The following is an 8340-nucleotide window of genomic DNA, read 5'->3' as shown; positions in this document are numbered from 1 at the left end:
CAGCTCGAATCACTCGGCTACCATGTCACCCTGGAACCCCTGCACCAGACTGGATAGTGCACGCCGCCTCACCGAATTTTCATGTCAAAACGACATCTACTGCGAGTCAGTTGGGTCAGACCACACGGTTGCTCAGGGTGCCGATCCCGTCCAGGGTGATGTCCACGCGGTCGCCCGGCTGCACGGCCACGAAGGTGTTGGGCGCGCCGGTCATGATGACGTCCCCGGGCTCCAGGGTGAGCCAGCGCGTGACGTACACCAGGCAGGCTGCCACGGAGGAGGAGAGGTTGAAGGAGCCGGACTTCGCTCTGGTTTCGCCGTTGATGGTCACAGTGGTCGCCACGTTGTCCGGGTCTTCGAGTTCGGTTTCGATCCACGGGCCCAGCGGGGTGTAGTTGGGGCCGGCCTTGCCCTGGAACATCTTCTCGTCCGCCTGGTTCTGCTCCACATTGGTGACATCGTTGACCACCGTGTAGCCCAGCACGTGCTCCAGGGCGTTCTCCAACGTGAGGTTCTCCGCCCGCTTGCCCACGACGGCGGCCAGCTCCCCTTCGATGTTCACGGTGCCCGCCCCGCGCACCGCCACGATGTCCGCGCCTGGCGCCGCGACCGTGTGCACCGATTTGTGCCAGGCCTGGATGGGCAGCGGATGGCTGTTGTTGCCCAGGTTTTGCGCGATGCCCAGGAGCACCGCGGGCCGCACCGGGGCGAGGAGTTCGGCGTCGGCGGCCGGGGTGGAGGCACCGGTAAAGGAAAGCCCGTCCGCGAACGCGTCCTCGATGTGCTCCCAGCGTTCCCCGCGCAGCACCGCGTGTGTGGGCCCGGAAGGGGTCTGGAGACGGGCGATGCGCATGCGGTTCCTCCTTGGATTCGTTCCGCAAAGCTAACACTATGCTGAACGTGGTTCAACATGCTGAACCTCACGAATGGTGAGAGGATGCAGTTAGGCCGCCGGGCGGGGCTGTGGTTGCATGAAGTCATGCCCCCGAAGTTGCTCGACTCCCCGGCCGTGAAGGTCGGCGTCTCCATCAGCATCGCCACGGGGCTTTACGGGATTTCCTTCGGCGCCTTGTCCGCGGCGTCCGGCTTCGATTTCTGGCAGACCATGGCGCTGAGCCTGATCATGTTCAGTGGCGGTTCCCAGTTCGCCTTCATCGGCGTGGTGGCCGGCGGCGGCTCCGGCGTCGCGGCCATGACCGCCGCCGCCCTGCTCGGCCTGCGGAACGGCATCTACGGCATGCAAATGAACGCCCTGCTGCTGCCGCAAGGGAAGCTCAAGTACCTCCAAGCGCAGCTGAGCATCGACGAAACCACGGCAACGGCGTCGGGTCAGTCCGACCCGGACGAACAGCGCCGCGGGTTCTGGACCGCCGGCATCGGCATCTATGTCCTCTGGAACCTGTTCACCGCCGTCGGCGCGCTCGCCGGGAACGCGCTCGGCGACCCCAAGCAATGGGGGCTCGACGGCGCTGCTGTCGCCGCCTTCCTTGCGCTGCTGTGGCCCCGGCTGAAGGGCCGCGAGCCGTGGGCGATCGCCGTGGTCTGTGCGGTCGCGACGCTCCTGGCGGTGCCGTTCGTGCCGCCCGGCGTGCCCATCCTGGTGGCCGCCGCGGTGGCGGCGGTCTTCGGCTGGCTCAGCCACGCCCGCGCCGACGAAGGCCTCGAGCCGGACATCGACCCTTACGCGCACCGCCGGAGCGATACGCGCGGTGACCACGGGGAGGGTGCCGAATGAACCTCTGGCCCTGGATCCTGGCCGCCTGCGTCCTGGCGTACGCCACCAAGCTGGCCGGCTATTTCGTGCCGCGCAGCCTGCTGAAGAACCCGCGCACCATGCACATCGCGGGCACCATGACCATCGGGCTGCTGGCCTCCCTGACGGTGGTCAACGCCTTCGCGTCGGGGCAGTCGCTTGCCTTCGATGCCCGGATCGGCGCCCTCGTGGCGGCCGCCGTCGCGCTGTGGCTCCGGGCCCCGTTCCTGGTGGTGGTCATCGTGGGCGCCGCGGCGGCCGCGGGCCTGCGCCTGCTCGGCTGGGGCTGAGCGGGCCGGCCGCTTCCGCGGCCGGCCGAAGGGTCGCTCAGCGGAGGTCGAAGCGGTCCAGTTCCATGACTTTGGCCCAGGCCGCCACGAAGTCGCGGACGAACTTCTCCCGCGCATCGCTGCTGGCATAAACCTCGGCAAGCGCCCGGAGCTGGGAGTTGGAACCGAAGATCAAGTCGACGGCGGTGGCCGTCCATCTCGTCTCGCCGGTGGAGACATCCCGGATCTCGAAGACGCCCTCCTCCGACTCCGAGGCCTTCCACTGGGTGCCCGGCGAGAGCAGGTTTACGAAGAAATCGTTCGTCAGGACCCCCGGCCGCCCGGTCAGGACACCGTGCGGCGAACCGCCGAGGTTGGCGCCCAGGGCCCGCATGCCGCCGACGAGCACCGTCATTTCCGGCGCGGAGAGGTTGAGCAGGTAAGCCTTGTCGACCAGCAATGTTTCCGGCTGCAACTTCTCGCCGGGACGCACGTAGTTGCGGAACCCGTCGGCCCGCGGCGTGAGGTACTGGAAGGATTCGACGTCGGTCTGGTCCTGGGACGCGTCGGCCCTGCCCGGGGTGAACGGCACGGTCACGTCGACGCCGCCGTCCTTTGCGGCTTTCTCCACCGCCGCGCAGCCGCCGAGCACGATCAGGTCGGCCAGCGAAACCTTCTTGCCCCCGTTCATTGCGGCGTTGAATTCCTGTTGCACCGACTCGATCGCCGCCAGGGTGGCATCGAGCTGTCCGGCCCGGTTGATCTCCCAGCTGCGCTGGGGCTCCAGCCGGATGCGGGCCCCGTTGGCCCCGCCCCGCCTGTCGGTCTTGCGGAACGTGGACGCGGCCGCCCATGCCGTGTTGATGAGCTCGTGGACGGAGATCCCCGAGTCCAGAAGCCGGGCCTTGAGGGTAGCGGCGTCCTGCTCGTCGATCAGCTCGTGCTCGACCGCCGGGATCGGGTCCTGCCATAGTTGCGGTTCGGGGACCCAGGGTCCGAGTAGGTGCGGTCCCACCGGCCCCATATCGCGGTGCAGGAGCTTGTACCAGGCCTTGGCGAACGCCAGCGCAAAGTCGTCGGGGTTTTCCAGGAAGCGCCGGGAGATTTGCTCGTAGCTCGGGTCGATGCGGAGCGAAAGGTCCGTGGTGAGCATGGTGGGCCGGTGCTTCCGCTGCGGGTCGTGTGCGTCCGGAATGATCGCGTCGGCGTCCTTCGCGACCCACTGGTTAGCGCCGGCCGGACTCTTGCTGAGCTCCCACTCGTGCCCGAAGAGGATTTCGAAGAAGCGGTTGCTCCACTGGGTTGGCCTGTCCGTCCAGGTCACCTCCAACCCCGAGGTGATCGTGTCGCCTCCCTTGCCGGAACCGTAGCTGCTGAGCCACCCCAGGCCTTGGTTCTCCAGGCCGGCCGCCTCCGGCTCCGGGCCGACGTGCTCGTCGGCATCGCCCGCGCCATGGGTCTTCCCGAAGGTGTGCCCGCCGGCGATCAAGGCGACGGTTTCCTCGTCATTCATGGCCATGCGGCCGAACGTCTCCCGGATGAACGCCGCGGCCGCGGCGGGGTCGGGATTGCCCATGGGACCCTCGGGGTTGACATAGATCAGGCCCATCTCAGTGGCGCCGACGTCGGGCGCCATCTTCCCTTCACCGATATAGCGCTCGTCGCCCAGCCACGTGTCTTCAGGTCCCCAGAAGATCTCCTCGGGCTCCCACACGTCCTCGCGGCCGAAGGCGAATCCGAAAGTCTTGAAGCCCATGGACTCAAGCGCCACGTTGCCCGCGAGGACGAGCAGGTCCGCCCAGGAAATCTTCTGGCCGTACCTTTGCTTCACTGGCCACAGCAGCCGCCGGGCCTTATCAAGGTTGGCGTTGTCGGGCCAACTGTTGAGCGGCGCGAACCGCTGGCTGCCGTCGCCCGCGCCGCCGCGGCCGTCGTGGACGCGGTAGGTGCCGGCCGCGTGCCAGCTCATCCGGATCATCAGCCCGCCGTAGTGGCCGAAGTCCGCGGGCCACCATTCCTGCGAGGTCGTCAGCACGTCGACGATGTCCTGCTTGAGCGCCTCGACGTCGAGATTCCTGAACTCATCCGGGTAGCTGAACCCCGGCCCGAGCGGGTTCCCTGCCGGGTGGTGGGTGTGGAGCACCGAGAGGTCGAGCTGGTTCGGCCACCAATCGGCATTCGTCCGGGGCCTGTGCCGCTTTGGCTGCGGCGAAGGGATCGCGGGGTTCTCGCTCTCGCTACCGTGCGATGTCACGCCGGCGGGGGCGGCCGGGTTTCCGTCCTGGGCCTTGCGGTCCGCGCCCTGCGCGCTTCCGTCGGAGGGAACCGGCGGGTTGTCCTGGCGGTCAGACATGTGCTTCCTTCCATATGGCCGAGGCCGAGGTCGGACTCGGGCAGCCGGTCTAACCCTCCCATTTGAGCACGAGCGGGCGGCGAGCTGAACCCCAGCCGGGAAAGAGGAAGCGGGTTGGCGGCGGGCGCCGATCCTTCCAGGGAAATAGCTAGAGAAAGACGCCCGGGATGGGCGTTTGTGCGGGCAGAGGGCGGCCGGGCCGCTCGGTGCGGATTGCGTCTTCCATCAGGGCCACCGGCCGTTCCCAGGCCTTCGATCCCGGCTCCATGGTGTCCACGGAACCGATCAGCATGGCAACCAGGCGGATCATGTCTTCGATGGTGATGTCCTTGCGCAGCGAGCCCTGTCCCTGGCCGCGCGCCAGCAGGACCGCCATGGAATCGACAAGCCCGCCCGTGATGCCCATCAGCAGGTTGCGCCTTCCGGCGACTGCGCCCAGCAGGTTGGCGTCTTCGCTGGCGACCATGACGACGGCGTCGATCACCTTGATGAGGCCCTGTGCAGCGTCCATTCCGGCCAGGGCCTCTTCGGCCACAGGGTCCACATGGAGCCTGAGCTGGCGGGACAGCGCGGCGAGGACGAGCTGCTGCTTGTCGGCGAAGTTCCGGAACAGGGTTGCCGGGCCCACGCCGGCGGTGGAAGCGATGGTCTGCAGGGGCACATCCGGACCCAGATCGCGGAAGCATTGCCTCGCCGCGGTGATGATTTTGTCCACGTTCCGGGCGGCATCGGCCCGAAGCGGCTTGCGTTCAGGGGGCAGACTCATGCTGCCCAGATTAGCAACGCGGACGCCCTGAACATCTGAACTGCTGCTGTGGCACTTTTTGTGACATGGCATGCCATGGAAGACTTGGCCCATGTTGCTCGCATTTTCCGTAGCCCCGTCCGGCCAGCCCGCCGAAGGCACTGCTGCAGCCGGTGCCGCCGACGCCTCCGTGCACGACGCCGTAGCCGAGGCCGTGCGGATCGTCCGGGACTCTGGCCTACCAAACCGGACCGATTCCATGTTCACCACCATCGAGGGCGAATGGGACGAGGTGTTCGACGTCGTCAAGCGCGCCACCGAGGCAGTGGGCAAGTACGGCAGCCGGGTGTCCCTGGTCATCAAGGCCGACATCCGTCCCGGTTACTCCGGTGAACTCACCGGCAAGGTGGAGCGTCTGGAAGACGCCATCTCGGCTCAGGAGTCCTGAGCGGCACTTCCTAAAGCGGCGTCAGTGCCGCTCGAACACTCCGGTGATCGTGGCGCGGGCCAGGGTGTGGTGGTCCAGCAGCGGCCCGAGCCTTGGCGCCGGCATGCCGCGGGTGAGGCGGAGGTCCGCCACGTCCAAAGCGTGAACTGCCACCACATAACGGTGCTGTCCGGACCCCCGGGGCGGTGCGGCGCCCAGGTAGTCGGCGGTGCCGGCGTCGTTCTTCAAGTGGAAGGCACTGGCGGGAAGCAGGCCGCTGTTCGCGGTGCCGGCGCCGGCCGCCAGTGACATGGTCGCGGCGGGAATCCCGACGACGGCCCAGTGCCAGTACCCCGAGCGCGCGTCGGGATCGAAGACAGTGACGGCATAGCTCTTGGTTTCCTCGGGTGCGCCGCTCCAGGCGAGTCCGGGTGATTCGTCCTTGCCGCCCGCGACGCCTAGGCGGGCGCTGGTCTGGGCCGGCGGCAAAGCATGCCCGTCCTTGAAGGATGCGGACTCCACCGTGAAAACGGGCAGAGACGACGGGGTCTTGTACGGCAGTGGACTTCCCATGGATCTACTTTCCCACCATGGCGGCGGCCTTCCCAGCCCGCGGCCAGGGTGCCAGACTGGGGGCCATGTTCGAACACAGGGTCCAGCACGGCTGGGCAGAGGTCGAAGATTACTTGTCCAACGCCGTCGTGCGCCCCGGTCCCGAACTGGCCAGGGCGCTGCGTTCCGCCGTCGACGCCGGAATGCCGCCGATCGAGGTGGCGCCCAACGCCGGGAAGCTGCTCAAGCTGCTGGTGCAGCTGAGCGGCGCGAAACGGGTGCTGGAGATCGGCACGCTGGCGGGCTTCAGCACCATCTGGATGGCCCAGGGCCTGCCCGACGACGGCCGGCTCGTCACGTGCGAGTACCTGCCCCTGCACGCCGAGGTGGCCAGGAAGAACGTGGATGCCGCCGGGATCGGGCACAAGGTGGACATCCGTGTGGGCCCGGCACTGGACACGCTGCCCCTGCTCGCGGACGGCGAGGCGTTCGACTTCGTCTTCATCGACGCCGACAAGCAGAACGACTCGAACTACCTCGACTGGGCCATCCGGCTCGGCAAGCCCGGCACCGTGATCGTCATGGACAACGTGATTTGGGAGGGCGCCATCCTGGACAACACCATGGACGAGATCAACGCCCCCGGAATCACCGCGGCCCTGGAAATGATGGGCCAGGATCCGCGGCTCGATGCCACCGCCATCCAGACCGTGGGCACGAAGGGCTGGGACGGCTTCGCGATCGCGCGCGTGGTGTGAGCCTGGATTTCACGGTGCGCCCGCCTCGACCCGGCGACGCCGGAGCCATGGCCGCCATGCATTTCCAGGCCTGGCAGGAAAGCTACGGGCACCTGTTGTCGGAGAAGTTCTTCGCCGAGCGGAAAGCTCACCTGCCCCAAAGGATCGAGCAGTACCGCACTTTCATCGCCGGGCCGAACACCTGGGCGGTGGCCGACGTCGGCGGTGAACTGGTGGGCCTCGCCGCGGCAGGGCCGGGACCCGACGAGGACCGGCCCGGCGAAACGGCACTCTTCATGCTCTACGCCCTGCAGCGCGTCCACGGGACGGGCGTGGGGCAGGCGCTGCTGGATGCTGTGATCGGCCGAGAGGCTGCCTACCTTTGGGTGCTCGAAGACAATCCGCGGGCGCAGGCGTTCTACCGCCGCAACGGCTTCGTGCCGGACGGCAGGCGCGAACTCCTCCCTCCCGAGTGGGAGGAACTGCCGGAGATCCGGATGGTGCGTCCCGCCGTCGGGGGTTAAGGGAGCCGCGCGTCCACAGACTAGGGTTGAAGCATGACTCAGGCAGGACCCCGCTGATGGCCAGGCGCGGAAAGGCGGCCCGGCAGGCGAACAGCCCGCGGCGGGGGAGCGGCGTCGTCGAATTGCCCGAGGGGGCCCGGCCGAAAGGCCCGGTGGAGGGCGTCTACTACATCGACACCGGAGACTGCGAACTGGTTGCCGACCCGGACAACTCCAACGGCTGGCTCCTGAAGATCAACGGCGTGATGAGCTCGCACATCGACCTCGCGGATCCGCTGTTCCTGGACTTCGAATACATGCGCTGGATCGCGGCCCTCGTGGAATCCGTGTGGCCGCCGGAAGAACGCCCTAAGCTGCGCGCCCTGCACCTGGGCGGCGGGGCCTGTTCGGTGGCGCGGTACGTCCACGCCGCCTACCCGGAAGCGCGCCAGGTGGTGGTGGAACTGGACGGGAAGCTGGCCGACTATGTCCGCGCCTGGTTCGACCTGCCCAAGGCGCCGCTGCTGCGGATCCGGGTGGGCGAGGCCCGTGCCGTCACCGAAACCCTTACGCCGGAAAGCCGTGACCTGATCATCCGCGACGTGTTCGCCGGGGCCTTCACCCCGCGGCCCCTCACCACCCGCGAATTCAACGCGCACGCCAAGAACGTCCTGGCACCGGGCGGCCTCTACGTGGTCAACTCCGGCGACAGCCCGGACCTCAAGAACGCCCGGCAGGACGCCGCGACCATTGCCGACACCTTTGCGCACACGATGATCATCGCCGACCCCGCCATGCTGAAGGGTCGCCGCTACGGCAACATGATCATGGCAGGCAGCGACACCCCGTTCGGCGACGACCCGAAGCTCGCCCGCAAGCTCCTGGGCGGGGCGGTTCCGGCCCACATCTGGGCCGACGCCCAGGTCCGGGCCTTCGCCCGCGGCGCCGAGATCCGCCACGACCCGCCGCCGCCGCCGGAAGCACCGCCCGCCTAAGCGGTC

Annotated in this window: 10 protein-coding genes; 6 read left to right on the top strand and 4 right to left on the bottom strand. The window is 67.9% G+C overall.

The window, feature by feature from the left end; translation table 11 throughout:
- Positions 1–115 precede the first annotated feature (115 nt).
- Positions 116–853, bottom strand: coding sequence for a fumarylacetoacetate hydrolase family protein (locus D3654_RS17130; RefSeq protein WP_120522657.1), 738 nt, complete (start codon positions 851–853; stop codon positions 116–118).
- Between the two features lie 126 nt (positions 854–979).
- Between D3654_RS17130 and D3654_RS17125 the strand changes: the two genes are divergently transcribed.
- The gene (locus D3654_RS17125; protein WP_120522656.1) at positions 980–1735 is read left to right on the top strand and encodes an AzlC family ABC transporter permease; all 756 of its coding nucleotides are present in this window, start codon (positions 980–982) and stop codon (positions 1733–1735) included.
- On the top strand, positions 1732–2043 hold the full coding sequence (locus tag D3654_RS17120; RefSeq protein WP_120522655.1) for an AzlD domain-containing protein: 312 nt from the start codon (positions 1732–1734) through the stop codon (positions 2041–2043). The genes D3654_RS17125 and D3654_RS17120 overlap by 4 nt, the downstream gene beginning before the upstream one ends.
- Positions 2044–2080: 37 nt before the next feature.
- Here the strand turns inward: D3654_RS17120 and katG are convergent, their stop codons facing one another.
- Positions 2081–4375 carry a catalase/peroxidase HPI gene (gene katG / locus D3654_RS17115; protein ID WP_120522654.1) on the bottom strand — a complete coding sequence of 765 codons (2295 nt, stop codon included), beginning with the start codon at positions 4373–4375 and terminating at the stop codon, positions 2081–2083.
- A 148-nt stretch (positions 4376–4523) separates the two neighbouring features.
- Positions 4524–5141 (bottom strand): TetR/AcrR family transcriptional regulator, encoded by a 618-nt coding sequence (locus tag D3654_RS17110; protein WP_120522653.1) that lies wholly within the window; start codon positions 5139–5141, stop codon positions 4524–4526.
- Between the two features lie 91 nt (positions 5142–5232).
- Here D3654_RS17110 and D3654_RS17105 point away from each other — a divergent pair, with 91 nt between their 5' ends.
- Positions 5233–5568, top strand: a complete 336-nt coding sequence (locus D3654_RS17105) for a thiamine-binding protein (RefSeq protein ID WP_120522652.1) — start codon at positions 5233–5235, stop codon at positions 5566–5568.
- Between the two features lie 21 nt (positions 5569–5589).
- Here D3654_RS17105 and D3654_RS17100 read toward each other — a convergent pair whose 3' ends face one another.
- The gene (locus D3654_RS17100) at positions 5590–6120 is read right to left on the bottom strand and encodes a YbhB/YbcL family Raf kinase inhibitor-like protein (protein ID WP_120522651.1); all 531 of its coding nucleotides are present in this window, start codon (positions 6118–6120) and stop codon (positions 5590–5592) included.
- A gap of 65 nt (positions 6121–6185) precedes the next feature.
- Between D3654_RS17100 and D3654_RS17095 the strand changes: the two genes are divergently transcribed.
- Genes D3654_RS17095 through D3654_RS17085 form a run of 3 tightly spaced genes read left to right on the top strand, consistent with a single transcriptional unit; the run spans position 6186 to position 8334 of the window.
- The gene (locus D3654_RS17095) at positions 6186–6857 is read left to right on the top strand and encodes an O-methyltransferase (protein ID WP_120522668.1); all 672 of its coding nucleotides are present in this window, start codon (positions 6186–6188) and stop codon (positions 6855–6857) included.
- Positions 6854–7360 carry a GNAT family N-acetyltransferase gene (locus tag D3654_RS17090; RefSeq protein WP_342635094.1) on the top strand — a complete coding sequence of 169 codons (507 nt, stop codon included), beginning with the start codon at positions 6854–6856 and terminating at the stop codon, positions 7358–7360. Before D3654_RS17095 ends, D3654_RS17090 begins: the two co-directional genes overlap by 4 nt.
- A 56-nt stretch (positions 7361–7416) precedes the next feature.
- Positions 7417–8334: a spermidine synthase gene (locus tag D3654_RS17085; protein WP_120522650.1), complete on the top strand. Its 918-nt coding sequence runs from the start codon at positions 7417–7419 to the stop codon at positions 8332–8334.
- Positions 8335–8340: the final 6 nt, after the last annotated feature.

This window comes from Arthrobacter celericrescens (assembly GCF_003614925.1).
Lineage (GTDB): Bacteria > Actinomycetota > Actinomycetes > Actinomycetales > Micrococcaceae > Arthrobacter > Arthrobacter celericrescens.
This window is presented reverse-complemented; position numbering and strand designations above follow the sequence as displayed.